At 70.3% G+C, this 24,807-nt stretch carries 24 protein-coding genes; 15 read left to right on the top strand and 9 right to left on the bottom strand.

What is annotated here, in order from left to right; all coding sequences use genetic code 11:
* Position 1: 1 nt before the first annotated feature.
* Entirely contained in the window at positions 2-1,627 is a 1,626-nt protein-coding gene (locus ACZ6O0_RS18655) for a Wzz/FepE/Etk N-terminal domain-containing protein (RefSeq protein WP_465766156.1), read from the bottom strand.
* Between the two features lie 185 nt (positions 1,628-1,812).
* On the opposite strand from ACZ6O0_RS18655, the gene ACZ6O0_RS18650 reads away from it, so the two are divergent.
* Both ACZ6O0_RS18650 and ACZ6O0_RS18645 read left to right on the top strand, forming a co-directional pair.
* The gene (locus ACZ6O0_RS18650; protein WP_465766155.1) at positions 1,813-2,319 is read left to right on the top strand and encodes a MarR family winged helix-turn-helix transcriptional regulator; all 507 of its coding nucleotides are present in this window, start codon (positions 1,813-1,815) and stop codon (positions 2,317-2,319) included.
* On the top strand, positions 2,319-3,926 hold the full coding sequence (locus tag ACZ6O0_RS18645) for an MDR family MFS transporter (RefSeq protein WP_465766154.1): 1,608 nt from the start codon (positions 2,319-2,321) through the stop codon (positions 3,924-3,926). The genes ACZ6O0_RS18650 and ACZ6O0_RS18645 overlap by 1 nt, the downstream gene beginning before the upstream one ends.
* Here the strand turns inward: ACZ6O0_RS18645 and ACZ6O0_RS18640 are convergent.
* Together ACZ6O0_RS18640 and ACZ6O0_RS18635 are read right to left on the bottom strand one after the other, a co-directional pair.
* Positions 3,923-5,182, bottom strand: a complete 1,260-nt coding sequence (locus ACZ6O0_RS18640; RefSeq protein ID WP_465766153.1) for an MFS transporter — start codon at positions 5,180-5,182, stop codon at positions 3,923-3,925. The genes ACZ6O0_RS18645 and ACZ6O0_RS18640 overlap by 4 nt on opposite strands.
* A gap of 83 nt (positions 5,183-5,265) precedes the next feature.
* Positions 5,266-5,850 carry an ArsR family transcriptional regulator gene (locus ACZ6O0_RS18635; protein ID WP_465766152.1) on the bottom strand — a complete coding sequence of 195 codons (585 nt, stop codon included), beginning with the start codon at positions 5,848-5,850 and terminating at the stop codon, positions 5,266-5,268.
* An 89-nt stretch (positions 5,851-5,939) separates the two neighbouring features.
* On the opposite strand from ACZ6O0_RS18635, the gene ACZ6O0_RS18630 reads away from it, so the two are divergent.
* Positions 5,940-6,440, top strand: coding sequence for an RNA polymerase sigma factor (locus ACZ6O0_RS18630; protein WP_465766151.1), 501 nt, complete (start codon positions 5,940-5,942; stop codon positions 6,438-6,440).
* Positions 6,433-7,065, top strand: a complete 633-nt coding sequence (locus ACZ6O0_RS18625) for a hypothetical protein (RefSeq protein ID WP_465766150.1) — start codon at positions 6,433-6,435, stop codon at positions 7,063-7,065. The genes ACZ6O0_RS18630 and ACZ6O0_RS18625 overlap by 8 nt, the downstream gene beginning before the upstream one ends.
* On the opposite strand, the gene ACZ6O0_RS18620 is transcribed toward ACZ6O0_RS18625, so the two are convergent.
* The 3 genes from ACZ6O0_RS18620 to dacB are packed head-to-tail and all read right to left on the bottom strand — an operon-like array spanning position 7,028 to position 10,527.
* Positions 7,028-7,960 (bottom strand): GNAT family N-acetyltransferase, encoded by a 933-nt coding sequence (locus ACZ6O0_RS18620; protein ID WP_465766149.1) that lies wholly within the window; start codon positions 7,958-7,960, stop codon positions 7,028-7,030. The two genes, ACZ6O0_RS18625 and ACZ6O0_RS18620, sit on opposite strands and share 38 nt — an antisense overlap.
* Entirely contained in the window at positions 7,957-8,910 is a 954-nt protein-coding gene (locus tag ACZ6O0_RS18615) for a GNAT family N-acetyltransferase (RefSeq protein ID WP_465766148.1), read from the bottom strand. Before ACZ6O0_RS18615 ends, ACZ6O0_RS18620 begins: the two co-directional genes overlap by 4 nt.
* A gap of 45 nt (positions 8,911-8,955) precedes the next feature.
* Positions 8,956-10,527 carry a D-alanyl-D-alanine carboxypeptidase/D-alanyl-D-alanine endopeptidase gene (dacB, locus tag ACZ6O0_RS18610; protein WP_465766147.1) on the bottom strand — a complete coding sequence of 524 codons (1,572 nt, stop codon included), beginning with the start codon at positions 10,525-10,527 and terminating at the stop codon, positions 8,956-8,958.
* Positions 10,528-10,798: 271 nt separating this feature from the next.
* On the opposite strand from dacB, the gene ACZ6O0_RS18605 reads away from it, so the two are divergent.
* From ACZ6O0_RS18605 to ACZ6O0_RS18595, 3 genes are read left to right on the top strand one after another with little or no spacing between them, the layout of a single operon-like run.
* Positions 10,799-12,913, top strand: coding sequence for an alkaline phosphatase family protein (locus ACZ6O0_RS18605; RefSeq protein ID WP_465766146.1), 2,115 nt, complete (start codon positions 10,799-10,801; stop codon positions 12,911-12,913).
* A gap of 3 nt (positions 12,914-12,916) precedes the next feature.
* Positions 12,917-13,681 (top strand): MBL fold metallo-hydrolase, encoded by a 765-nt coding sequence (locus ACZ6O0_RS18600; protein ID WP_465766145.1) that lies wholly within the window; start codon positions 12,917-12,919, stop codon positions 13,679-13,681.
* A complete protein-coding gene (locus ACZ6O0_RS18595) occupies positions 13,678-14,274 on the top strand; it encodes a DedA family protein (protein ID WP_465766144.1) in 597 nt (198 codons plus the stop codon). The genes ACZ6O0_RS18600 and ACZ6O0_RS18595 overlap by 4 nt, the downstream gene beginning before the upstream one ends.
* On the opposite strand, the gene ACZ6O0_RS18590 is transcribed toward ACZ6O0_RS18595, so the two are convergent.
* Entirely contained in the window at positions 14,260-14,901 is a 642-nt protein-coding gene (locus ACZ6O0_RS18590) for a TIGR03085 family metal-binding protein (protein ID WP_465766143.1), read from the bottom strand. The genes ACZ6O0_RS18595 and ACZ6O0_RS18590 overlap by 15 nt on opposite strands.
* 169 nt (positions 14,902-15,070) lie before the next feature.
* Between ACZ6O0_RS18590 and ACZ6O0_RS18585 the strand changes: the two genes are divergently transcribed.
* Complete coding sequence (locus tag ACZ6O0_RS18585) at positions 15,071-16,918, top strand: ABC transporter ATP-binding protein (protein WP_465766142.1); 1,848 nt, start codon at positions 15,071-15,073, stop codon at positions 16,916-16,918.
* Positions 16,915-18,711, top strand: a complete 1,797-nt coding sequence (locus ACZ6O0_RS18580) for an ABC transporter ATP-binding protein (protein ID WP_465766141.1) — start codon at positions 16,915-16,917, stop codon at positions 18,709-18,711. Before ACZ6O0_RS18585 ends, ACZ6O0_RS18580 begins: the two co-directional genes overlap by 4 nt.
* Positions 18,712-18,773: 62 nt before the next feature.
* Here ACZ6O0_RS18580 and ACZ6O0_RS18575 read toward each other — a convergent pair whose 3' ends face one another.
* Positions 18,774-19,094 carry a Fe-S cluster assembly protein HesB gene (locus ACZ6O0_RS18575; RefSeq protein WP_465766140.1) on the bottom strand — a complete coding sequence of 107 codons (321 nt, stop codon included), beginning with the start codon at positions 19,092-19,094 and terminating at the stop codon, positions 18,774-18,776.
* 129 nt (positions 19,095-19,223) lie between these two features.
* Here ACZ6O0_RS18575 and ACZ6O0_RS18570 point away from each other — a divergent pair, with 129 nt between their 5' ends.
* Complete coding sequence (locus tag ACZ6O0_RS18570; protein ID WP_465766139.1) at positions 19,224-20,090, top strand: GNAT family N-acetyltransferase; 867 nt, start codon at positions 19,224-19,226, stop codon at positions 20,088-20,090.
* On the opposite strand, the gene ACZ6O0_RS18565 is transcribed toward ACZ6O0_RS18570, so the two are convergent.
* A complete protein-coding gene (locus ACZ6O0_RS18565; protein WP_465766138.1) occupies positions 20,087-21,181 on the bottom strand; it encodes a dipeptidase in 1,095 nt (364 codons plus the stop codon). The two genes, ACZ6O0_RS18570 and ACZ6O0_RS18565, sit on opposite strands and share 4 nt — an antisense overlap.
* A 64-nt stretch (positions 21,182-21,245) precedes the next feature.
* Between ACZ6O0_RS18565 and hisI the strand changes: the two genes are divergently transcribed.
* The 5 genes from hisI (at position 21,246) to trpC (ending at position 24,744) form a co-directional block, all read left to right on the top strand.
* Complete coding sequence (gene hisI / locus ACZ6O0_RS18560) at positions 21,246-21,575, top strand: phosphoribosyl-AMP cyclohydrolase (RefSeq protein WP_465766137.1); 330 nt, start codon at positions 21,246-21,248, stop codon at positions 21,573-21,575.
* Positions 21,572-23,062, top strand: a complete 1,491-nt coding sequence (locus ACZ6O0_RS18555) for an anthranilate synthase component I (protein ID WP_465766136.1) — start codon at positions 21,572-21,574, stop codon at positions 23,060-23,062. Before hisI ends, ACZ6O0_RS18555 begins: the two co-directional genes overlap by 4 nt.
* Positions 23,059-23,601, top strand: a complete 543-nt coding sequence (locus ACZ6O0_RS18550; RefSeq protein WP_465766135.1) for a Trp biosynthesis-associated membrane protein — start codon at positions 23,059-23,061, stop codon at positions 23,599-23,601. The genes ACZ6O0_RS18555 and ACZ6O0_RS18550 overlap by 4 nt, the downstream gene beginning before the upstream one ends.
* A 68-nt stretch (positions 23,602-23,669) precedes the next feature.
* Complete coding sequence (locus ACZ6O0_RS18545; RefSeq protein ID WP_465766134.1) at positions 23,670-23,924, top strand: HGxxPAAW family protein; 255 nt, start codon at positions 23,670-23,672, stop codon at positions 23,922-23,924.
* Between the two features lie 13 nt (positions 23,925-23,937).
* Positions 23,938-24,744, top strand: coding sequence for an indole-3-glycerol phosphate synthase TrpC (trpC, locus tag ACZ6O0_RS18540; protein WP_465766133.1), 807 nt, complete (start codon positions 23,938-23,940; stop codon positions 24,742-24,744).
* The last annotated feature ends 63 nt before the right edge of the window (positions 24,745-24,807 follow it).

Raw genomic sequence — 24,807 nt, 5'->3', positions numbered from 1 at the left:
ATCAGCCTCGCGGCAGGCGTGCCGACGTACGGCGGTTCTTCGGCGGCCGGAACGCCAGAAGCTCGGCGGACTGCACCGACTCCTGGCCGACCCGGCGAGCGGTCCGCTCCCGCATCCGGCGGACGAACTTCGGCCCCCGGCCGGTCCGCCGGTAGACATAACCGGCGAGATCCGGCTCGACCCGCTCGAGACGTTCGACCACGCTGACGTGGTCCTGGACCGCCTCACCGGGGCCGAGGACGACGACGGTCGCGTCGGAGTCCTGCACGAGCTCGACCGCGTTCGCCGCTGTCAGCACGGCCGGGCTGTCGATCAGCACGTACTCGAAGGACTCCTTGGCCTCGGCGATCAGCTTCTCCACCGCCTCGGCGTACGCCACGCCGCTGGTCCGCCGGACCCGGGCGGGACCGGCCCGCAGGACGGTGACGTCGGCGTTCAGCGGGCTCGGCTCGATGCACTCGGAGACCGGACGGCACCCGGCCACGACCTGCTCGAATCCGTCGGCCTCCGGGCTGCCCGGCAGGAGGAGGCCGGTGAGGCCGCTCTCGGCGGAATCGGCGTCCACCGCCAGGACCGGCGTACCGTTCTCGGCCACCGCGAGGGCGAGGTTGGCCACGACCGCACTCCGAGCGGTGCTGCTGTCGGCCGAGACGAAGACGACGGCCAGCCGGTCGTCCCGGGCGGCACGCATCCGCTCGACCGACCCCGCGGTGAACCGGAACGCCTCGGCGGTCGGCGACTGCGGATCGACGGCCATCGGCAGCGGGTGTGCGGCGGTCGACAGGACGGTCCGGATCCGGTGGTTCCGGGCCGACGGGATGTCCCCGAGCAGCGGCGCGTCGTAGATCGCGAACGGGTCGAGCCGGTCGTCGAGGCACCGCCGGCGACTGACCCGCAGGTAGGCCAGCACGGCACCCAGGACGAACCCGGCCAGCAGCCCGATGGCCCCGGCGCGCTTCGCGTTGCCGTTGATCGGCACCTGCGGTTCGGCGGCCCAGACGACGGTCGGATGGGTGGCCAGGTCCAGCTCCAGGTCGACCAGGGTCTTGGTGCGCTGGTTCTTCAGATCGGTCAGCTGACCTTCGGTCCGGGCGTCGTTGATGGCGCGCTCGACCGCGGCGAGGTCGGCCGCACCTTGCGCGGCGATGGCGGCGGATCGGGCGTCGTCGAACGCCTGCAGCGCCGCGTTGACACCGGCCTGGGCCACCCTGGCGTCCGGCCAGGTGAAGGTGAGGGCGACGATGCTGGAGCCGAAACTGCCCGGGGTGGCCTGCTCCGGCGGGGTGATCTCCAGCGACTTGTGGTCGCCGGCGAAGTCTTCCTGGGTCAGCACGTTCTCGTTCAGCGACATGTTGGCGATGATGGCCGCGCGATTGGCGACCTCCCGGGACTGCAGCAGCAGCACCTGACTGTCGAAGTACTGGGGGCGGGCCTCGCCCGCGGCCGGCGTGCTCTGCGGCACCGTGACGGTGGCGTACGCGCGGTAGAGCTCGGTCTGCGTCAGTGAGTACGCCGTCGCGGCCGCGGCGGTCAGCACCGCGATGACCAGGACCATGACCCAGTGGCGGCGTACCGCACCGACGACTGTCGGCTCGAAGTGTGCTTGATCGATTCTGGTGGCCTTCATGGCCCCCACCTCAGTCCCTCCCTGGACTTCGGTGCACCGCCGCAGCAAATGCCCCCCTCGGGAAAGGATAGACGGAGAGTCGCCATGATGGACCCGCTTCCGCCAAAAACTGACTCTCCGTAAACGAAACCGGCCTGTCCGCCATATGGTTGCAGAAACCAACTAATCGGGTATATAGTTGGGTTATGCAACTAGCTCAGGAACCCCTCGTCCCGGGGGTGGAGCGGGACGCGCCGGCGCAGGAGCTGCTCGAGGGAGTCAGTTCGCTGATCCGGGCGGTGCGCTGTGTGGAGCACCGGCACCTGATGCCCGACAGCGGGCTGCGGCGATCCGACGCGAGTGTGCTCAAGGTCCTGCTCAAGGGCGGCGAGCAGCGCGGCGGAGAGATCGCCACCAAGCTCGGCGTCGACGCCTCGGTCGTGAGCCGGCAACTGGCCGCCCTGGAAGCCGACGGACTGGTGAGCCGTCGGCCGGACCCGGCCGATGCCCGGGTCGGGCTGGTCAGCCTCGCACCCCCTGGGAAGGCCCGGCTGGAGGCCCTCTACTCGTCCTACACCCAGCATCTTCGTGCCGCCCTGGCGGACCTCGACGACGACCAGCTGCTCGCCGCCGCGCAGACCATGCAGCGGCTCGCGCACGCCATCACCGAGGTCAACCAGGTCGTGAGGCGCACTACTTCGACTGGAGACTGATGACTGTCACCGAGACCCGGCAGCAGCACTTGCCCGCTGCACCGGAACTCACCCATCGCGAGATCCTCGAGATCCTGATCGGCCTGCTCGCCGCGCTGTTCACGGCGATGCTGAGCTCGACGATCGTCAGCAACGCCCTGCCGACGATCATCGCCGACCTCGAAGGCACCCAGACGCAGTACACCTGGGTGCTGACCGCGAGCCTGCTGGCCACCACGGTGTCGACCCCGATCTGGGGCAAGCTCGCCGACCTGATGAGCAAGAAGCTGCTGGTGCAGCTGGCGATCTCGCTGTTCGTGGTCGGCTCCGCGCTGGCCGGCCTGTCCCACACCGTGCCGTTCCTGATCGGCGCCCGCGTCCTGCAGGGCCTCGCGATGGGCGGTCTGATGGCGCTGGCGCAAGCCATCATCGGCGCGGCCATCCCGCCGCGCAGCCGCGGCCGGTACTCCGGCTACATGGGTGCGGTGATCGCGGTCGCGACTGTCAGCGGCCCGCTCATCGGCGGCGTCATCGTCGACACCTCCTGGCTCGGCTGGCGCTGGTGCTTCTATGTCTGCGTCCCGCTCGCCCTGATCAGCCTGGTGATCCTGCAGAAGTACCTGCACCTGCCGCTGATCAAGCGTGAGGTCCGGATCGACTACCTCGGCGCGATCCTGATCAGCGTCGCGGCGAGCCTGCCGCTGCTCTGGGTCACGTTCGCCGGTCAGGACTTCGCCTGGATGTCCTGGCAGTCGGCGCTGTTCGTCGGTGGCACGGTGCTGTTCGGCCTCCTCGCCGTACTGGTCGAGAACCGGGTCGCGGAGCCGCTGGTCCCGCTGAAGGTCGTCCGGCAGCGGACCACCGCGCTGGCGATCGTGGCCAGCCTGGCGGTCGGGGTCGCGATGTTCGGCAGCGCGCTGTTCCTCGGGCAGTACTTCCAGATCGCCCGCGGCTACAGCCCGACCGAGGCCGGTCTGCTGACGATCCCGATGATGCTCGGCTCGTTCCTCGGGTCGGTCGGCTCGGGGCAGATGATCACCCGCTACGGGAAGTGGAAGCGGTACCTGGTGGCCGGTGGGTTCCTGCTGGTCGCCGGCCTGGTCGTGCTCGGCACGATCGACCACACCACGCCGTACTGGTACGTCGGTCTCGGCATGCTCGCGATGGGGCTCGGCATGGGCATGACCATGCAGAACCTGGTCCTCGCCGTGCAGAACACCGTCGACGTCCGCGAGATCGGCGCGTCGAGTGCCACGGTCGCGTTCTTCCGCAGCCTCGGTGGTGCGGTCGGCGTCGCCGCGCTGGGCGCCGTACTCGCCGGGCGCGTGAAGGACCTGATCATCCAAGGGGTGCTCGCCGGACCGGGCGGTGCGGAGGCCGCACGGAAGCTGCAGGAGGGTGGATCCAGCAGCACCAGCCTGCTGGATGTCGGTCACCTGCCGCCGCAGCTCGCCGAGCTGGTCCGGCAGTCGTACGGCGATGCGACCGGGCGGATCTTCCTGATCGCGGCGGCCTGTGCCGTGGTCAGCCTGATCGCCGTGTTCTTCATCAAGGAGGTCCCGCTCCGCAAGACCGTCGCCAAGGTCGACGAGATCGAGGACCTGGTCGACAGCGGGGTGCACGACTAGAGCTCAGGTGGCTCCAGGCCATCCAGCGAGCGGGTGCGGATGATCGGTGAACCGATCAGCCACAGGACGGAGAGCAGGCCGCCGGCGGCGGAGACGAGGAGGGTTTCGCGGACACCGATCCAGGTGCCGAGGAACCCGCCGACGACCGCGCCGAGCGGCCTGATCCCGTAGTTGATGCTGGTGAACGCGCCCGCGACCCGGCTGCGCATGTGGTCGTGGATGACCGCGGCCTGCAGCGAGTTCAGCGGGATGTCGAAACACATGACCGCGAAGCTCGCGACGAACTCGGCGCCGGCGAGCGCGCTGGCGCGGACCCAGACCGGTCCGTCGGCCAGCACCACGAGCGCCATCGCGCCGGGGAAGACGATCGATCCGGCCGCGATCACCCGGCCGGCCCCGAAGATCCGGCTCAGCGGTGCCGCCGCGACCGCGCCGAGGAGACCGCCGACGGAGCCGATCCCGAAGGCCAGGCCGATCGTTCCGGCCGAGAGCCCGAGCTCGCGGCTGGCGAAGAGCACCAGCAGCGCCATGGCCATCAGGTTGAAGAAGTTGACCGTGGTCGCGCAGCCGAGACTGCGCCGCAAGTACGGGTGCCGGAGCAGGTAGCGCATGCCTGCCCGAGCTCGGGTCAGCAACGGCTCCGACGCCTCGTCGGCCTCGCCGGGCGTGGTCTTCAGCCGGCTGAGCTGGATCGCCGAGAACACGAACGACAGTGCGTCGACGACGATCGCGACCGGTGCCGTCAGCCACTGCACGAGCAGGCCGGCCACCGCCGGGCCGCCCATGAACGAGATCGACCGGGTCGCGGACAGCTTGCTGTTCGCCTCGAGGAACTGGTCCCGCTCGACCAGGCGGACGAAGAACGACGCGTAGGCGGTGTTGAAGAGGACGTGCGCCGTACCGGCCAGGATCGCGATCGCATAGAGCTGGCCGAGTCCGAGCAGGTCCAGCCAGTACGCCGCCGGCAGCGTGAGCAGGAGAACGGTGCGGGCCAGGTCGGCCGCGATCATCAGCGGGCGCTTGTCCCGGCGATGGTCGACCCAGGTGCCGATGAACAGCGAGGCGATGTTCGGCAGCCAGACGGCCGCGGTCAGGAAGCCGACCTGCGCGGGGGAGGCGTCGAGCAGCGTGACGGCGATCAGTGGCAGCGCGAGCTCGGTGATCCGGTCGCCGAACTCGGACACGGTCTGCGCGGACCAGAAGGTCCGGAACCGCCGGTCGCGCCACAGGCTGGTGGTCGTGGTGACTGTGCTCATGATGGTCCCCCCAGGACGGGTTCAGGTTGTTGCTTTAGACAAAGAAAAACAAAAAGAGCCGGAGAGAGGTGAACGGATCCGGATCAGGTTGTTGCTTCGGGCAATGACATGCGGAGGTGGCGGACCGGCCGCGCGTCCGGCGGCGCGCCGTCCGTGCCGCGCTGGACGTACGGCGCGAGTACCTGCTCGATCTCCTGCTCGATCGCGTCGGCCTCGTCGACGGTGACGATCAGGCGGGTGTTCGCGGACCCGGCCACGCGGTGCCACTCGGGATCGAGGACGGGCTCGGTCTCGGCGAGCCAGTGCTGGGCCTGCTCCAGGGCCTGGCTCATCATCTCGGCGAGCAGCAGCCGGCCGGCCTCGAGGCCCTCCGGGGTGTCCGGCATCGTGACCCGGAACCCGCGGGCGACCGCGTTCCACCAGCGTTGCCGCCGGTCGGAGCCCTCCGGTGGCGGACCGTCGACCACGAGACCGAACGACGCCAGGTGCCGCAGGTGCCAGCTTGTGACCGAGGGAGAAGCACCGACGTGTTCGGACAGTTGGGTCGCCGTCGCGGGACCGTTCTTCTGCAGCCAGCTGAGCGCGGCCAGCCGGACCGGGTGCGCCAGCGCCCGCATCGCCTGGGGGTCGGTGATCTCGAAATCGCCGTACGGATTTCTGAGAGACATGTTTCGAGAGTAATCTCTCAGATCTCCTGGAAGCAACCCCTGTCGCCGCTCCGGGTCCGGCGGGACACTTGGGCGGGAGGTGCGACCGGATGCGGGACGACAGGGATCCGACGGCGGATATGTCCGCCCTCTACCGGCAGACCTGGCCGCGGCTGATCGGTGTGCTCGTGTCGATCGGTGGATCGCCCGCGGACGCCGAGCAGGTCGCCCAGGACGCGTACGTGAAGCTGATCGCCCGCTGGGACGCGATCCGCCGGTACGACGACCCGGAGACCTGGGTGCGCGCCGTCGCCGTGCGGACGATGATCAGCCGGTTGCGTCGGCGGCAGGTGGCGATCCGGGCGCTGGCCCGGCTCACGGGCCGCGCGGACACCGTGCGTGGGTCGGGTGGTGCCCCGCCGGACGTGGCGGCCGCGCTGGCCCGGATCACGCCGGAGCAGCGGGCGATCGTCGTACTGCACGACGTCCTGGAGCTGCCGATCGAGCAGATCGCCGTGGACCTGCAACTCGGGCCCGGTGCGGTGAAGTCCCGGCTGGCGCGGGCGCGGCGGGCCTTCGCGCCGTTGGCGGCGGTGACCGGGAATGCGTGACCTGCTGGTCGAGTACGTCGACGCGCGGACGCCGGAAGAGGCGCCGCCGTTCGAGGAGCTGGAAGGGGCCGTCCGGGAGCGGCGCCGGCGGCGTTACGTCGTGTCGGCCGCGGTCGCGGCGATCGTGATCGTGGCCGGGATCGCCGCCGGCCTCGGCCTCCCGGAGGCCGAGCGTGAGCCGACGTTCAGCCCCGACGCGCCCCGGTACCTGGTCGACGGGCCGGCGCCAGAGCAGTACAAGATCGGTACGACGCTGATCCTGCTGCGGGGCGAGATCGCGGTCACCTCGGTGCGGCAGGATCCGGACCGCCTGTCGGTGCTGACCGTGGCGGTCGAACCCGACGAGGTCGCGATCGAGCCGTGCCTGCCGAACACGGTCGTCCGGATCCTGTCCCAGGACGCGTACTCGGTCCGGATCGCGGCGTACCGGTACGGCGTCGGCCCGGACCAGAACGAGGGCCACCAGTGCACGAACCCCGGTCCCGCGCCGACCACCCTCGACCTCGACCTGCAGAGCGCGCTCGCGAACCGCACGGTGTACGCCGGAAGCACCGGTGAGCGAGTCGTGCTGAAGGGACGCGGCTGCCTCAGGCCGGCTGGATCGTTCGCCGCCAGATGTCGCTGATCAGGTCCGGCCGCATGCCGACCGAGGTGTAGAGCGCCACGGCCGGCGTGGGGTTGCTGCTGTCGACGTGCAGGATCGTGCCGGATCGTCCCGCCGCGGCGTCGACGGCGAAGGCGTCGTACAGCAGGAACTTGGCGAGCCCGCGGCCACGCGCCTCCGGTACGACGGCCAGCCGGCCGACGTACCCGCAGTTGTCGGTGCTGACGAAGTTGTCGTTGCACTCGGTCACGGCGACGGCGCGCCCGTCGAGCTCGACCGTGGTCAGCTGCGACCAGTCGAACGTCGACCGGCTCTCCCGCGACTCCGCCCACTCCGGGTACGGCCGCGGCTCGGCGCCACGCTGCCCACGGAACGCCTCCACGAGTACGGCGTGCGCCGCCCGGCGACTCTCGTCGTCGAGGGCGCCACGGCGTACGACGGCACCGTCAGGAACCGCGGGTGGCGGCACCGCGCCGTGGAAGGTGATGCGCATGCGGTGGACCGACGTACCGATCGTGAAGCCGTGGGCGGTGAGGATCGGCGGCATCAGCTCGTCCTGCCGGATGACACCGATGCTCACCACGACCTCGCCGGATCCGGCCCGGTCGGCCCGCTGCATCCCCTGCTCGAGCAACCACTCCACGATCGCCGGGTCCTCGCTCAACGCTTCGAGGTTCACCCGGTCGCCGGTCGACATCGCGGTCGCCGAACCGGCGAACTCACCGGCCGCGTCGAGCACGATCCAGCCGTCCGTCGCCGGGTTGAACCCGGGATCGCGCAGATAGTTCGCGACGTCCTCGGGACTGTGCTTCGCGAACCCGAGCAACGCCCGCGTGTAGTCGCGGGACCGCTCGGCGAGCATGGCGGCGTCATCGAGCCGCATCGGCCGGGAGGTGTGGCCGTCGGGCAGCGTCATACGGCGTCGACCTGGATCCGCAGCACATCCATCACCAGCGCGGCCCGCATGCCGACCGACAGGTAGAGACCGAGCGCCGGCGTCGGGTTGTTGGTGTCGACGTGCAGGATCGTGCCGGTTCGCCCGGCCGCCGCGTCCAGAGCGAACTGGTCGCGCAATAGGAACGTCGCCAGTCCCTTCCCGCGGGCTTCCTTGAGGACGCCCAGCCGGCCGATGTACCCGCAGTCCTCGTCCTCGACGAACTGGTCCGTGCATTCGCGGAACGCGACCGCCCGGCCGTCCACTGCGAGCAACGTCGTCATCGACCAGTCGAAGGACGTCTGGCTCTCGTGCGCCGCGCGCCACTCCTCGAACGTCCGTGGCGTGAAGCCGAACTGCCCCTCGAACGTCTTCGTCAGCAGGCCGTGCGCAGCACGCTGGCTGTCCTCGTCCGGAGCGCCCCGCCGAACCGTGACCCCGGCCGGAACCTCGGGCGCGGCGACCGGGCCGTCGTGATCGATCCGCATCCGGTGGTACGTCGTCGCGGGCTCGAACCCCGCGTCCGTCAGCTGCTTCCGGCGGCCCTCGTCGGGACGGTAGGCGAGACCGTCGAGCTGCACCGACGCGTGTCCGTACTGGGTGGCGAACTCGCCCGCCCGGCGCGTGATCCGGCCGAGGAGGTAGCTCCAGACCAGCGGGTCGGCGGTGACGGCGTCCAGGTCGAGGTGGCGATGGTCGCCCCGGCCGGCGACCATGCCGAAGCCGGCCGGGCGCTCGCCCTCGAAGACCAGCCAGCCGTCGGTCGCGGGCTCGAACCCGGGATCGGTCAGCAGGTCGACCGTGTCGTCCAGGGTGAAGTCTGCGAAGCCGAGGACGGCGGTGTTGTACTCGGCCACCAGCTCGAAGACCGCCTCCGCGTCGTCCTTGGTCGGCGGACGGACGGTGTGCGTGTCGGGCAGTACGGCGGTCATTCACACATCGTGGTGAACGACCGCCGTACTGTCGAACGGATTAGCTCAGCAGGCCTTGTCCCACTCGAGGTCGCAGGTGGTCTGCGTCGTCCGGAGGCTCTTCGGCGCGACCGCGGCCGGCGGCGCCTGGTCGGACCAGGAGGCCAGCGTCACGCCGACCGCGTCCTCGATCGAGCGCGGGCTGACCAGGTAGTTGTTGCTCAGCATCGAGAAGACCAGCTTGCGGCCGTCCTTGGTGCTGACGTACCCGGACAGCGCGGTCACGCCGGTCAGCGAACCGGTCTTGCCGTGCAGGTTGTTGGCGGCCGGGGTGTTCTGCATCCGGCTACGCAGCGTGCCGCCGACGAACCGTTCGGGGTTGCCGGCGATCGGGAGGGCGTCGTACCACTGCTGCCACCACGGCTCCTTCTGAGCCCCGATCAGTACGTCGGTGACGCTGTCGGCGGTCACGTTGACCTTGCGGGACAGGCCCGATCCGTCGGAGAGGCGGATCCGGCTGGTGTCGACGCCGATGCTCTTGGCGTAGTCGGTGACGACGCCGAGGCCGGCGGACCAGCTGCCGTCGGCTTCGACGACCGCGCCCATCGTCTTGACCAGCGTCTCGGCGTGCATGTTGTTGGACAGCTTGAGGAACGGCGTCATCAGTTCGCCGACCGTCATCGACTCGTCCCGGGCGAGCTGGTGGGCGGTCGCCGGGGTGGCGGCGTTCTTGATCCGGCCGTCGACCTGGATGCCCTGGGCGGCGAGCGCGCGGCGGAACACGTCGGCCGCGTAGAGCTCCGGCTCCCAGACCGTCACCCACTCCTGCCCGACCGACGCGCCGAGCGGCACCGAACCGGTCACCCGGACGATGTTGGTGCCGTGGTCGCGCTCGATGCTCAGCGTGTTCGCCGACCCGGCCGCGCCCGTGGTCGCGGTGCTGACCAGCTTGATCACGCCGTTCGCCGGGACCAGGTTCAGTGTGACCGGGGCGCCGGCCGCCGCTCCGGGCCGGCTCTCGACGATCGCCGTACCGGAGTCGTAGTCGGTGTTCGGGGCGAGCGTGAGAGCGGAGATCTGGGCGTTGTAGTAGAACGGCTCGTCGTCCCAGGACCAGGTGTCGCCGAGGCGGACGTGGTCGAAGTACGTGTCGTCCGCGATCAGGTCACCGTCGACCTGGCGGACACCGGCCGTGCGCAATTGCTTGGCCAGTCCGACGTAATCGGACTCCAGTGCGGTCGGGTCGCCGTACCCCTTCAGGTACAGGTCGCCGCGCAGCTTGCCGCCGCGGACGGACGCGGTCGCCAGCACATCGGTGTGGAAGCGGTACGACGGGCCGAGCACGTGCATCGCGGCCGTCGACGTGAAGAGCTTGGTGTTCGAGGCGGGCAGCATCCGCTGGTCGCCGTTCCGGTCGTACAGCGTCTCGCCGGTGGTCGCGTCCCGGACCACGAGCGCGACCTGCGAACCGTCGTACCGGCTGTCGTTCAGCAGGCTGTCGAGCTGCTGCTGCAGCGGCGTCGCCTGTACTCCGGCCGGCGCTCCGGCCGACTGCGTCATCACACCGCCGACGGCCGCCGCCACTGCGGCGACAGTGGCGACGACCCCGCGCCCCGACACTCTCGGTAAATACTTCACGAGAAACTCCCTCAACCAGGCGGAAATCAACTAGCGGGAGTCTCCACCCCTCGCGGCCCCGGGTCCAGTGATCAGCGCGATTGACCTCTCGCCGTCCAGGTGAATCGATGGAAGAGGTGCAGTGAGCTTCCGGGTCAGGGAGTTGCCGGGGGAGACCCCGGCCCTGACCCGGGAACCACCCGTCCGGGGCGTGGCGCGGTGCCACGGCGCTGCAACCTGCCTCGTACCCTCGTAGAGCACAGCGACACGGACGGGGAGCACGAAGCAGGCGATGGCGAAACCACCAGAGCAGGTGTCCGGGAACCGGCGGCGACGACGTCCGGTCTGGCTGGACCTGCGCCGTACCGGCCGTGGCCTGCAGGCGATGCTCCTCGGCGGCCTCGCCTCGCTGGTCTCGCTGATCATCACGTTCTGGACGCTGCCGCAGATCAGCAGTGACGGCCGGCTGCCGATCCTCCGCCTGGTCGTGCTGCTCGCGGTCTTCAGCATGCTGATGCGCTGGGTGCTGTCCGGGGTGGCGATCCTGATCGGCTCGATCGGCGTCCTCGTCGGCGGCCTGCTGTCGCAGTTCGGCGTCATCTACCTCGGCATCACCGTGGATCCGGGCGTGACCCTGCACGGCGGCGTCGAGGCGCCCGTGGTGGTCGCCATCTGGATGGCGGCGGTGAGCGCCTTCGTCGGCTGGGTCGCGTACGCCGGCAGCGACGACGCGTACGTCGCCGAGGTGATGCGGGTCGTGCACCGCAAGGCCCGCAGGATCGAGGCGGCGCCGAAGACCGGGCTGCTGATCATCCAGATCGACGGCCTGTCCGCACCACTGCTGAACTGGATGGTCCTGGCCGGCAACCTGCCGAACCTGGGCGGCTGGATCCGCGACGGCAAGCACTCGATGGTCGAGTGGCACACCGGCGTCCCGGCGACCACTCCGGCCAGCCAGGCCGGCATCCTGCACGGTGGCTCGAAGCACATCCCGGCGTTCCGGTGGTACGAGAAGGAGACCGGCCGGGTGATGGTCACCAACCGTGGCCGGGACGCCGCCGAGATCGAGGACCGGATGTCGACCGGGCGCGGGCTGCTCGCCGACGGCGGCGTCAGCATCAGCAACAACTGGTCCGGGGACGCGGACCGGTGCGAACTGGTCTTCAGCCGGGCCGCCCTGCCGAACAGCCGCAGCCGGGGTTACGTACGGTTCTTCTCCAGCCCGCAGGGTGCCGCGCGCGGTCTCGTGCTGTGTTTCGCCGAGATGGTCAAGGAGCTGCACCAGGCCCGGCGCCAGCGGGTCCGGCACCTGGTCCCGCGGGTCAAGCGTGGCGGCGCCTACATCTTCCTGCGCGCGATCACCAACGTTCTGCTCCGCGACCTGAACGTCTCGCTGGTCACCGACGAGCTGGTCAAGGGCACCCCGGTGATCTACTGCGACTTCGTCGACTACGACGAGGTCGCGCACCATGCCGGCCCGACCCGGGCGGAGTCGCTGCAGACGCTCGAAGGCCTGGACCGGGTGCTGGGCGCGCTGCAGCGGATCATCGACATCCTGCCGCACGCGTACGAGATCGTCGTGCTGTCCGACCACGGGCAGAGCCAGGGCTCCACCTTCCTGCAGCGGTACGGCCGCACCCTGACCGAGGTGGTCGACGACCTGGTCGACACCACCAAGGAGCCGGTCGCGGCGGTCGGCAAGTCCGAGGGCTGGGGGCCGGTGAACACGTTCCTGACCGAGCTGTCGCTGCGCCGCAGCGTGGCCGGATCGGTGACCCGGAAGGCGCTGCACGGAAAGGCCAAGAGTGGCGAGGTGGAGCTCGGGCCGAAGGACTGCGAGCCGCCGGTCGCCGCCGACGAGCAGATGGTGGTCACCGCCTCGGGCAACCTGGCGCTGCTCTATCTCGCGACGACGCCCGGCCGGGTCCCGCTCGAGGAGATCGAGGTGCTGCACCCGAAGCTGATCCCCGGCCTCGCGACCCATCCCGGCGTCGGCTTCGTGGTGGTCGACTCGCTCGCCGAGGGACCGGTTGCGATCGGGCGGGCCGGGGTTCACGTGCTGCGGTCCGGCCGGATCGAGGGCGAGGACCCGCTGACGCCGTACGGGCCGTTCGCGGCCGCGTCGATGCTGCGACAGGCGGAGATGCCGCACAACGGCGACGTCGTGGTGGTCAGCCGGCTGGACGAGTACACCCATGAGGTGGCCGCGTTCGAGGAGCTGGTCGGGTGCCACGGCGGGATCGGCGGCTGGCAGACCGAGGCGGTCCTGGTGCACCCGAGTCGTTGGGTCCTGGACGAGCCTCCCGTAGGCTCCGACGCGGTCCATACACTGCTGATCAGCTGGCTGGAGAAGCTGGGCCACCGCAAGGACCTGCGGAAACCGGTCGAGTCGAGCGTGGAGGCCTGAGGCGTGCGGATCACCTGGTGGGGGCATGCCACCACCACGATCGAAGCGAACGGCACGCGGCTCCTGACGGATCCCGTGCTGACGTCGCGGATCGCGCATCTGCGCCGGCGGCGCGGACCGTCCCCGCTGCCCGAAGCGGGCAGGTGTGACGCCGTGCTCATCTCGCACATGCATGCCGACCACCTGCATCTGACCTCGTTGCCGCTGGTCGCGCCGGACGCCGCCCTGGTGGTGCCGCGCGGTGCCGCCAAGCTGATCCACCAGGACAGTGGCGCGGCCGTCTCGGACCGTTGTATCGAAGTTGCCCCAGGCAATCAGGTGCGGATCGGCTCGCTCGACATCACCGCGATCACGGCCCATCACGACGGGCGCCGGCTGCCCTGGTCGTCGCACGCCGGGCCGGCCCTCGGCTACCGGGTGGAGGGCGCGCCGAGTGTCTGGTTCGCGGGTGACACCGACCTGTTCGACGGCTTGGCCGCGGAGGTCGGTCCGGTGGACCTGGCACTCGTACCGGTGGGCGGCTGGGGTCCGTCGCTCGGTCCTGGACACCTCGATCCGGTCCGCGCGGCGGAAGCGGTGCGGCGGGTCGAGGCCCGGATGGCGATCCCGGTTCACTTCGGGACGTTCTGGCCGATCGGGTGCGACTGGCTGAAGCCCGAGCTCTTCCTGCCACCGGGGGACAGGTTCAAGGCCGCGATGACCGAGGCGGCGCCGACGGTGCAGGTGGAGGTCCTGGAGCCGGGTCAGTCGACCGAGGTGGTCGCATGACCGGCGACACGAGGTTCGACCTCTGGTATCTCTTCGCGTTGGCCGGCGCGGTGCTGGTGGGTGCGGTGCTGCCGGTTCTGCCGACGGGCGCCGCGGTGTCGGCGGGCGCCGTACTCGCGTCGCACAGCAACCCGATCGGGCTCTTCGGGGTGTTGATCGCCGGCGCGGCCGGCGCGTACATCGGCGACCTGATCGTGTACGCCGGCTGCCGATTCGGTGGTGAACGGCTGGCCAAGCGGGTCGGGTGGCTGCGCGACAACGCCTCCCTCGATGCCCTGCGGCTCAGGCTGTCCGAGCACGAGATCGGCGTCCTGCTGACCTCCCGGCTGATCCCGGGCGGCCGGGTGCCGGTGCTGCTCGCGGCCGGCCTGGCCGGGTACCCGTGGGAACGGTTCGCGCTGGTCGACCTGACGGCATCGTCGCTGTGGGCAGCCGTCTACATGGCGATCGGCCTGGTCGGGTACGCGCTGTTCGACGAGCCGTGGCAGGGCGTGCTCGCCGCGATCCTGCTCGTAGTACTCGTGACCGTGAGCAGCAGCCTGGTCCAGCGTGTCCGGCGCACACGGGCGGCCGGGAAGTCAGACGCCGAATGACGCGCTGCGGAGCCGCTCGATCAGCTCCGCGTCCCCCTCGAGCTGTACGTCGGCGACCCGCTGACGCCCGAAGCAGAACAGCACCAGCTCGCCCGGCTCGCCGGTCACCGTCACCGAGCCCAGCGCGGTCGGCCGCTTCGCGACGGACGTCGCACCGTCCGGGCGCCTGAGCACCAGGCCGCTCGGCGCCTTCCGGGTCATCGACTTCGACGCGAGCCGGACCGCCTTCCACAGGCCGGCCTGCTGCTCGCCGGGCAGTGTGCGCACGTCGTACGACGACTGGGCCCGGCGGACGTCCTCGTGGTGGACGAAGTACTCGGTCGTGTTCAGCTGGTGGCCGAACTTCGGGACCGCGTAGATCGAGACCGGCGGCGGCCCGTTGCGGACCTTGCCGACCACCTCGGCGAAGCTGTAGCGCTCCTTGGCCCGCCGCATCCGCCGCTCGGTGGCGTCGGCCAGCGCGGAGATCATGATCCCCGGCCCAGCCATCGGATCGGCCTCCCGGACATACAGATGAACGGCGAGGTCGTACGTCGACCATCCCTCACACAGCGTGGGCTGATCCGGCCCGAGCTGGTCGAACAGATCACACAGAGCAAGTCGCTCTACCCGGCTGTAGTCGGTCACATACTCGATCGTAATCGCGAACCCAACCCTCCTTCCCGTCCTTCCCTCCGCCACCGGCGGAGGGAAGGAATAAAGAAAACAGGAGGGGGCGCTGGAATGGCAGAATGTCAATCGTTGTCATGCTTATGCATGGTGTTCGCACCTGACTGTCCTGGAGAGCGTCTTGCCCATGCCGAAGGTCCCCGACAAGGGCAGCGTCACCCGGAGAGGGTTCGCGGTACTGCGGGTGGCGATCTGGGAGGAGCCGTGGATCTTCGCCTTCTCCGTGCTGGCCGCCATGCTCTACGGCGCGATGACGGTGGCCGGCGGCTGGGCGCTCGGCTGGGCGACCGACCACGTGCTCCGGCCGGCCTTCGAGAGCGGTGACACCACCTTCGGCGCGATCGCCTCGCTGATCGGGCTGTTCCTCGGCATCGCGGTGCTGAACGCGATCGGCGTGGTCGGGCGGCGGCTCGGCGCCGGCGTCATGCAGTTCCGGCTGCAGGCGACGTACCGCCGCCGCGTCACCCGGCAGTACCTGAAGCTTCCGCTCGAGTGGCACCACCAGCACTCCACCGGCATGTTGCTGTCCAACGCCAACGCGGACGTCGAGTCGACCTGGTTCGTGATCGCTCCGCTGCCGATGGCCATCGGCGTGATCGCGATGCTGGGGTTCGCGACCGTCGCGATGTTCGCGGCCGACGTCTGGCTCGCGCTGGTCGGCTGCCTGGTGTTCCCGCTGGTGTTCGTCGCGAACGTGATCTTCCAGCGCTACCTGCAGCCGCTCGCCACCCGGGCGCAGCAGTTGCGCGCGGATGTCTCCGAGGTCGCGCACGAGTCGTTCGACGGTGCCCTGGTGGTGAAGACGCTGGGGCGCGAGGCCGCCGAGACCGAGCGCTTCCGGGGTCCGACGTACGCGCTGCGGGACGCGAACATCGCGGTGAACAAGGCCCGCGGCCTGTTCGACCCGGTGATCGACGGCCTGCCCCGGCTGGGGGTGCTCGCGGTGCTGCTGGTCGGGGTCTACCGGGTCCAATCCGGCGGCGCCGACGCGGGTGACGTGGTCCAGGTCGCGTTCCTGTTCACGCTGATCGGGTTCCCGATCCGCGCGCTCGGCTGGGTGCTCGGCGAGCTGCCGCGGTCCGTCGTCGGCTGGGACCGGGTGCAGCGGGTGCTGACCGCCACGGGCGGGATGGAGTACGGCGATGCCCGGCTGACCTCGCCGAAGGCGGCCCGGCTGCAGGTGGCCGGCGTCCGGTTCGGGTACCTGCCGGAGCGCGATGTCCTGGCCGGGGTGGACTTCACCATCGAGCCCGGGCGAACAGTCGCGGTGGTCGGGCCGACCGGCGCCGGGAAGTCCACGCTGACCACTCTGCTGACCCGGCTGGTCGATCCGGAGGCGGGTGCGGTCAAAGTCGACGGCGTCGACCTGCGCGAGCTGGCCCGGGACGAACTCGCCGGCTCGGTCGCGCTGGTGGCGCAGACCGCGTTCCTGTTCGACGACACGATCCGCGGCAACATCACCCTCGGCGGTGAGTACGGCGACGAGGACGTCTGGGACGCGCTGCGGATCGCTCAGGGCGACGGCTTCGTGAAGGCGCTGCCCGACGGTCTCGACACCAAGGTCGGCGAGCGCGGTACGACGCTGTCCGGCGGCCAGCGGCAACGCATCGCCCTGGCCCGCGCGCTGGTACGGCGTCCCCGCCTGCTGATCCTGGACGACGCGACGAGTGCGGTGGACCCGCAGGTCGAGGCACGGATCCTGGCCGGGCTGCGGTCCGCGGTCCAGGGCTCCGAAGCCGCGACCACCGTCCTGGTGATCGCCTACCGGAAGGCGACGATCTCGCTGGCCGACGAGGTGCTGTTCCTGGACGACGGCCGGATCGCGGCGCACGGCACCCACCCCGAGTTGCAGCGGACGTCGGCCGCCTACCGGGAGCTGGTCGACGCCTACGAGAAGGACGCGGAGCGCCGCCAGGAAGAAGCGGACCTGGCCGCCGAGCTCGACGACATGGACGCGGAAGGAGCATCCGCGTGAGCGGGGCAGAAGCATCGCGGCTGGACCACGGGGACGACGCGGGTGGTCTCGAGACTCTGAAGCAGGGGCTGAAGGTCTCGCCCGAGTTGGCTCGAGGCTGGGTGGTGACCGGGATTCTCGCGTTGACCATGACGGCGGGGCGGATCGTCGTACCGATCGCGGTGCAGCAGACGATCGACAAGGGTCTGTCCGGGCCTGGCGGGCCGGACATCTCCTACGTCGCGTGGATGTGCCTGGTCTGCACGCTGGCCATCGTGGTCACGGCGGGAGCGTCGTACCTGACCACCGTGCGGCTCGCGATCAACTCCGAGAACGGGCTGGCGACGATGCGGATCAAGGCGTTCCGGCACGTGCACGACCTGCCGGTGCTGACGCAGAGCACCGAGCGCCGCGGCGCGCTGGTCAGCCGGGTGACGTCGGATGTGGACACGGTGTCGCAGTTCCTGCAGTTCGGCGGGTTCATCTTCCTGGTCAGCATCGGGCAGATGCTGCTCGCGACCGTGGTGATGTTCTTCTACTCCTGGCAGCTCGCGCTGGTCGTGCTGGCGTGCTTCATCCCGCTGTTCGCCAGTCTGAAGTACCTGCAGCGCGCGATGTCCAAGGCCTACGGTGTGGTCCGGGCGAAGGTCGGCGAGATGCTGTCCGCGATCTCGGAGCCAGTGGTCGGCGCCCAGGTGGTCCGCGCGTACGCCGTCGAGACGCGGACCCAGGAGCGCATCGACGCCTCGATCGAGGACTACCGCCGGACCGCGACCAGGGCCCAGGCGCTCACCGGTGTGACGTTCTCGATCGGCGGTCTGGCCGCGGGCCTGGCCAACGCCGGTGTGCTGTCGGTCGGTGTGCTGCTGGGTGTCGACAAGCAGGCGACGCTGGGGGAGCTCCTCGCGTTCATGTTCCTGGTCGCGCTGTTCTCGGACCCGGTCCAGATCGCCACCCAGGTGCTGACCGACGCGCAGAGTGCGTTCGCCGGCTGGCGGCGGGTGCTCGGCGTGATCGCGACACCGGCCGACGTGGTCGACCCGGGGGAGTCGGGCGTGAAGCAGCCGCGCGGGCCGATCACGGTCGAGTTCGCGGACGTGGACTTCGCGTACCCGGAAGGTGAGCTGGTCCTGCGCGATGTCGACGTACAGCTCGAGCCGCACCGGCGGGTCGCGGTGGTGGGTGAGACCGGGTCGGGCAAGACGACGTTCGCGAAGCTGCTGACGCGGTTGATGGATCCGACCGCGGGCTCGGTCCGGCTGGACGGCGTGGACGCGCGGGAGATCTCGTTCGAGTCGCTGCGGGAGCGGGTCGTGATGGTGCCCCAGGACGGGTACCTGTTCGACTCGTCGCTGGCCGAGAACGTGCGGTTCGGCCGGCCGGAGGTGACGGACTCGCAGTTGCTCGACGCCTTCGAGTCACTCGGGCTGACGGACTGGCTGGAGTCGCTGCCGGACGGCCTGGAGTCACCGGTCGGTCAGCGGGGCGAATCGCTGTCCGCGGGCGAACGTCAGCTGGTCGCGCTGGTCCGGGCGAACATCGCTGACCCCGATCTGCTCGTGCTGGACGAGGCGACGTCCGCCGTCGACCCCGGCACCGAGGTCCGGGTGAACGCAGCGCTGGAGCGCCTGATGGCCGGGCGTACGTCGGTCACCATCGCGCACCGGTTGTCCACCGCGGAGGCGGCCGACGAGGTGCTCGTCTTCGACAACGGGGAGATCGTCGAGCGCGGTCCGCACGCGGAGCTGGTCGGCGCCGGCGGCGTCTACACCCGGCTGCACGACAGCTGGATCGCGCAGCGCAGCGCGGTCTGATCAGGCACACGCGGCGGCCGGGACCTGGGGAGGAGCGGTCCCGGCCGCGCGCGGTTCGGCTGTCAGACAGCCGGGGCGGCACCGTTCTCGCGGCCGGCACCCGGCTGCGGCACCAGCAGGAACTCGACACCGCCCTTCTCGTCGACGGCCGCGTCCAGAATCTTGTCGTCGAGCGCGTTGGCGGCGTTCTGCTCGAGGAACACGCGCGCACCGGCTTCCTCGACCACCTGGTCACCGGGCCGCGGTGCTTCCGTCGTCGTCACCGCGAGCGCCGGATCCGCCGGGTTTTCCTGCGAGATCCGCACCCCGGCCCCCTCCGGCGCACCCTCGACTCCAGTGATGCTCTTGATCACCAGCGTCGCGTTCTCAGTCAGGGTAAGCACAACCACTCCAAACGTTCGGTGTCATCGAGTCCGCCCCGTGCCCGATCCCGCCCGGACCAAACACCACCGGTGTGAGCCGCCCCGGTAAGTCGCGTGCGGACTGTCGGCGGAGTGGTGTGTGATCGGGGTATGGCGATTGCTTTGGGGACACCGGACATCGATGGCTTGGGCGCGGTGGTGCGGGCGCTGCGGGAGTGGCAGTCCGACGACGGCCCGATGCAGCTGCATCCGGGCGACCTCGGCTGGTTCTGGCGGTTCGGCGGCGAGCAGACGGCGGCCGCGACCCGGACCTGGAGCCGGGACGGCGAGATCGTTGCCGTCGGTCTGCTCGACGAGCCGGACCTGCTGCGGGTCGCGTTCGCGCCGGGCACCTTGCGCGACGAGGAGCTCGCGCAGCGCCTGGTGGAGGACGTGTCCGCACCGGAGACCGGCGTACTGATCGAGGGCAAGGTGTATGTCGACGCCCCGAACGACGCGCTGGTCCAGGAGTTGCTGTTCAAGGACGGTTGGGAGGCTGGCGAGCCGTGGGTGCCGCTGCAGCGGGACCTGAGCGAGCCGGTGCCGGATCCCGGCGTCCGGGTCGACGTCATCGGCGCGGAGGAGGCGCACGAGCGGACCAACGTCCAGCGGGCGTCGTTCGACGGCTCGACGTTCACCGATGCGCGCTGGCATGCGATGGCCGACGGCGAGCCGTACGCCGACGCCCGCTGTCTCGTCGCCCGCAACGAGCTGGGCGAGTCCGTTGCGGCCGTGACCGTGTGGTCGGCGGGCGAGGGACGGCCAGGTCTCCTGGAGCCGATGGGCGTCCACCGGCTCCACCGCGGCCGCGGCTACGGCCAGGCGATCACCATCGCCGCCGCGCGTGCGCTGCAGGACCTGGGGTCGTCCAGCGCGATCGTGTGCACCCCCGCCTTCAACGTCGGCGCCGTCGCCACCTACCAGTCCGCCGGCTTCGAGCCACGTCCCGAGATCCGGGACGTCCACCGCAACGCCTAGGCGGCAGCGTCGTCGGCTGCGCGGAGCACGCGGAGGATGTTGCCGCCGGCAAGTTTCGCCAGCTCGGTGTCGTTCCAGCCGCGGTCGGCGAGGGCCCCGAACAGGGCCGGGTACGACGCGACGTCGGTCAGCCCGGTAGGAAACTCCGGGCAGCCGTCGTAGTCGCCGCCGATCCCGATGTGGTCGATGCCGGCGATCCCGCGGACGTGCTCGACGTGCTCGACCACGTCCTCCAGCGTGACGACGGGCTTCGGCACGTCGTAGGAGTCGGTCAGCTTGGCCTGGTCCGCCGGGTTCAGCGGGTTCAGGTCCGGCTCCGCCTCGCGGGCGCCGGCGACCCAGTCGACGTACGCCTGGGAGACGAAGTACGGCACGAACGTCACCATGCAGACGCCGTCGTTGCCGGCCAGCGTCTCGAGCACGTCGTCCGGGGCGTTCCGCGGTACGTCGCAGATCGCGCGGGCCGACGAGTGGCTGAAGATCACCGGCGCGCTGGTCACCCGCAGCGCGTGTCGCATGGTGTCCGCGGAGACGTGCGAGAGGTCGACCAGCATGCCGATCCGGTTCATCTCCCGGACGACCTCCTCGCCGAAGTCGTTCAGCCCGCCGAGCACCGGCTCGTCGGTGGCCGAGTCCGCCCAGGACACGTTGTTGTTGTGCGTCAGAGTCATGTACCGCACGCCCAGTGACCGCATCACCCGGAGCACGCCGAGCGACTCACCGATCGAGTGGCCGCCCTCCATGCCCATCAGCGAGGCGATCCGCCCGGCCTTGATCGCGGTCTCCACCTCGTCGGCCGACGACGTGAGCTGCAGCTCCGCGGGGAAGCGCTCCACGAGCCGCCGGACGAAGTCGAGCTGCTCGAACGTACGCCGTACCGAGTGGTCGTCCTGCGGCACCCAGAGCGACCAGAACTGCGCGCCGACGTGCCCCGCCCGGAGACGGGGCAGGTCCGTGTCCAGCCCCGGCACCGAGCCGCTCAGGTCGTGCGCGTCCAGGTCGTAGCCGCACAACTCGTAGAACGCGATCGGCAGGTCGTTGTGGCCGTCGATCACCGGGTGGTCACGTAGCAGTTCGTCGATCCGCGTCATCGGTCCATCCTCGCAGGACGAGGGCGTGGTCAGAAGGCAACCCTGGATCGGCGACAATGGGTGAGTGAGTATCGACGAGCTGACCTTCGACGCGGCCGGGCTGATCCCGGCGGTGGTGCAGCAATACGACACGCGCGAGGTCCTGATGGTGGGCTGGATGAACGCCGAGGCGGTCCGCCGGACCGCGGAGACCAAGCGGAGCACGTTCTGGTCCCGCAGCCGGCAGGAGTACTGGGTCAAGGGGGAGACCAGCGGCCATCGTCAGCACGTCAAGCAGATCCTCGTCGACTGCGACGCCGACACGCTGCTGGTCCTGGTCGACCAGGAAGGCCCGGCCTGCCACACCGGCACCCGCAGCTGCTTCGAGAACGGCGAGATCGAGGTCAAGCCGTGAACTCACCCGACATCGAGACCTTCCGTGAGTACGCGAAGGACCGCCGGGTCATCCCGGTGACGCGCCGGCTGCTCGGCGACGCGGAGACGCCGATCGGCGTCTACGGCAAGCTCGCCGCCGAGCGTGAAGGCACCTTCCTGCTCGAGTCGGCCGAGAACGGCGGCGTCTGGTCGCGCTACTCGTTCATCGGCGTCCGCTCCGCGGCGACCCTGACCGAGCGCGACGGCGAGGCGATCTGGACCGGCAACCCGCCGGTCGGCCTGCCGCAGACCGGTGACCCGCTGCGGGCGCTCCGCGAGACGCTGGAGATCCTGCACACGCCCCGGCTGCCGGGCCTGCCGCCGCTGACCGGCGGCATGGTCGGCTTCCTCGGGTACGACGCGGTCCGCCGGCTGGAGCGGTTGCCGGACACAACGACCGACGACCTCGGCCTGCCCGAGCTCACCTTCCTGTTCGCCACCGACCTGGCCGCGCTCGACCACGAGACCGGCGAGATCTGGCTGATCGCGAACGCGGTCAACTGGGACGACTCCGACGAGCGCGTCGACGAGGCGTACGCCGACGCCGTCCGCCGGCTGGACGCGATGGAGGCCGATCTCGCCCGGCCGACCCCGTCGTACGTCGTCCGCGCGGACCGGACCGCGGAGCCGGACCCGTACCGGCAGCGCTCCAGCGCGGAGTACCGGGAGGCCGTCGAGCACGCCAAGGAGGAGATCCGGGCCGGCGAGGCGTTCCAGATCGTCGTCTCCCAGCGGTTCGAGCTGCAGACCACGGCGTCCGCGCTCGACATCTACCGGGTGCTGCGTCGCTCGAACCCGAGCCCGTACATGTACCTGGTCCGCCTGGACGGCTTCGACATCGTCGGCTCGAGCCCCGAGGCGCTGGTCAAGGTCACCGACAACAAGGTGATCCTGCACCCGATCGCCGGCACCCGCCGCCGCGGCACCACGCCCGAAGAGGACCACGCGCTCGAGCAGGAGTTGCGCGCCGACGCCAAGGAACGCGCCGAGCACCTGATGCTGGTCGACCTCGGCCGCAACGACGTCGGCCGGGTGTGCGCGCCCGGCACGGTCGAGGTGGTCGACTTCATGGACGTCCGCCGCTACAGCCACGTGATGCACCTCGAGTCGACCGTCACCGGACAGCTCGCGGCCGGCAAGACCGCGTTCGACGCGCTCACCGCCGCGTTCCCGGCCGGAACCTTGTCCGGGGCACCGAAACCACGGGCGATGGAGATCATCGACAAGCTCGAGGTGACGCGCCGCGGGGTGTACGGCGGTGTCGTCGGCTACCTCGACTTCGCCGGTGACGCCGACACCGCGATCGCGATCCGGACCGCGGTGCTGCGCGGCTCCACGGCGTACGTGCAGGCCGGCGCGGGGATCGTCGCCGACTCCGACCCGGCCGCCGAGGACGCGGAGTGCCGGACCAAGGCGGCCGCCGTACTCAACGCGATCGCCGTCGCAGGAACGTTCAGCGACGTATGAAGCCACAACGACTGGTCGACGTCCTCGCCCTGGCGGCGCTGGTGCTGCTCGGGTTGTCGGCGTACCTGACGTGGTCGTCGGCCGATCCGGGCAGCGGGCGGCCGGTCGTGGACTTCAACGGCTACACAGTCACCAAGGCACCGGTGACCCTCGCTTTGGCGTCGGTGGTCGCGATCGTCGTTACGAAACTGGCCGGGACAGCATTGCGTCGCGTGCTGGGTGCACTGGTGCTGCTGATGGGTGCCGCCGCGATCGCCGTGGCGCTGCGAGTTCGGCCGGACGTGGACGAGCTGAGCCGCATCCGTCCCGAGCTGAGCCAGGCGGTCACCGACCGGGTCACGCTGCACGGTGGGCCGGCGCCCTGGTTCGCGCTGGCCGGGGGACTCGCGCTGGTCGCAGCAGGCCTGATCGCCTTGCTGACAGCGGGTCGCTGGCGCCGGCCGACAGCACGGTACGAGCGTGATCCGGCCGCCGCGGCACCGGACCGAGGGGCCGATCAGTGGAAGGCGATCGACGCCGGGGAGGACCCGACTCTCTGATCGCGGCGGGCTACCGCCACAATAGGACGGGACGACAACGAGGAGTGGCGCCAAACATGGACAATACGGTGGCTGACCAAGGAGCGGATCAAGCGACGCGGGTGAGCGAGGAGGCTCCCCACGATCTGCACGGCAACAGCCCGGCGGCCTGGACCGCCGTGACCATCGTGCTGATCGCGTTCACGCTCGGCGCGATCGCGATGGTGCTGGGTCCGAACTGGGTGTTGTTCTGGATCTCGGTCGCGATCGCCCTGCTGGGCGCGCTGACCGGCAAGGTGATGCAGCTGCTGGGGTTCGGGGTCCCGGCCGACGGCGACCACTGAGGGGCGGACGGACATGACTGTGCTTGACGACATTCTCGCGGGGGTCCGGGAGGACCTCGCGGAGCGCCAGGCGCGGGTCAGCCTGGACGACCTGAAGCTGGAGGCGCAGCGCAAGCCCGACGCCAAGGACCCGATGCCGGTGTTCCGCGGCGACGGGATCGCGATCATCGCGGAGGTGAAGCGGTCCAGCCCGTCGAAGGGCGACCTGGCCGAGATCACCGACCCGGCCGCACTCGCCGGTGAGTACGAGGGCGGTGGCGCGGCGGCGATTTCGGTGCTGACCGAGAAGCGCCGGTTCAACGGCAGCCTGGACGACCTGCGCGCGGTCCGTGGCCGGGTCGACATCCCTGTCCTGCGCAAGGACTTCATCGTCTCGTCGTACCAGCTCTGGGAGGCCCGCGCGGCCGGCGCCGACATGGTGCTGCTGATCGCCGCGGCGCTGGAGCAGGAGGCCCTGGTCTCGCTGATCGAGCGCGCGCACTCGATCGGCCTGTGCCCGCTGGTCGAGGTGCACGACGAGGAGGAGACCCGGCGTGCGGTGGACGCCGGAGCGCAGCTGATCGGCGTGAACAACCGGAACCTGAAGACCCTCGAGGTCGACCGGGACACCTTCGCCCGGGTCGCGCCGTCGATCCCGTCGAACCTGGTCCGGGTGGCGGAGTCCGGCGTTCGCGGCCCGCATGATGTAATCGAGTTCGCGCGCGCCGGGGCCGATGTCGTCCTCGTCGGTGAAACCCTGGTGACCGGCCGCGATCCCCGCGCCTCGGTCGCCGACCTCGTCGCCGCCGGATCGCACCCCGCCATCCAGCAGCGGCACTAGACCCGGCCGGTCCAAACGGCTCCGGGACGGACACTCTCCCGCGCTGTAGAGCCGGGTTTTGGA

This window comes from Kribbella sp. NPDC048837, from assembly GCF_055586945.1.
The sequence above is the reverse complement of the archived record's forward strand: the minus strand, read 5'-3'. Positions and strand labels throughout refer to the sequence as shown.

Bases quoted from the DNA above. Each gene is read 5' to 3' on its own strand.
- ACZ6O0_RS18650 (WP_465766155.1), top strand. From the start codon at position 1,813: ATGCAACTAGCTCAGGAACCCCTCGTCCCGGGGGTGGAGCGGGACGCG.
- ACZ6O0_RS18615 (WP_465766148.1), bottom strand. From the start codon at position 8,910: ATGACCGCCGTACTGCCCGACACGCACACCGTCCGTCCGCCGACCAAG.
- ACZ6O0_RS18655 (WP_465766156.1), bottom strand. From the start codon at position 1,627: ATGAAGGCCACCAGAATCGATCAAGCACACTTCGAGCCGACAGTCGTC.
- ACZ6O0_RS18620 (WP_465766149.1), bottom strand. From the start codon at position 7,960: ATGACGCTGCCCGACGGCCACACCTCCCGGCCGATGCGGCTCGATGAC.
- ACZ6O0_RS18625 (WP_465766150.1), top strand. From the start codon at position 6,433: ATGCGTGACCTGCTGGTCGAGTACGTCGACGCGCGGACGCCGGAAGAG.
- ACZ6O0_RS18630 (WP_465766151.1), top strand. From the start codon at position 5,940: ATGCGGGACGACAGGGATCCGACGGCGGATATGTCCGCCCTCTACCGG.
- ACZ6O0_RS18640 (WP_465766153.1), bottom strand. From the start codon at position 5,182: ATGAGCACAGTCACCACGACCACCAGCCTGTGGCGCGACCGGCGGTTC.
- trpC (WP_465766133.1), top strand. From the start codon at position 23,938: ATGACTGTGCTTGACGACATTCTCGCGGGGGTCCGGGAGGACCTCGCG.
- ACZ6O0_RS18585 (WP_465766142.1), top strand. From the start codon at position 15,071: ATGCCGAAGGTCCCCGACAAGGGCAGCGTCACCCGGAGAGGGTTCGCG.
- ACZ6O0_RS18570 (WP_465766139.1), top strand. From the start codon at position 19,224: ATGGCGATTGCTTTGGGGACACCGGACATCGATGGCTTGGGCGCGGTG.
- ACZ6O0_RS18645 (WP_465766154.1), top strand. From the start codon at position 2,319: ATGACTGTCACCGAGACCCGGCAGCAGCACTTGCCCGCTGCACCGGAA.
- ACZ6O0_RS18635 (WP_465766152.1), bottom strand. From the start codon at position 5,850: ATGTCTCTCAGAAATCCGTACGGCGATTTCGAGATCACCGACCCCCAG.
- ACZ6O0_RS18565 (WP_465766138.1), bottom strand. From the start codon at position 21,181: ATGACGCGGATCGACGAACTGCTACGTGACCACCCGGTGATCGACGGC.
- ACZ6O0_RS18550 (WP_465766135.1), top strand. From the start codon at position 23,059: ATGAAGCCACAACGACTGGTCGACGTCCTCGCCCTGGCGGCGCTGGTG.
- ACZ6O0_RS18605 (WP_465766146.1), top strand. From the start codon at position 10,799: ATGGCGAAACCACCAGAGCAGGTGTCCGGGAACCGGCGGCGACGACGT.
- ACZ6O0_RS18595 (WP_465766144.1), top strand. From the start codon at position 13,678: ATGACCGGCGACACGAGGTTCGACCTCTGGTATCTCTTCGCGTTGGCC.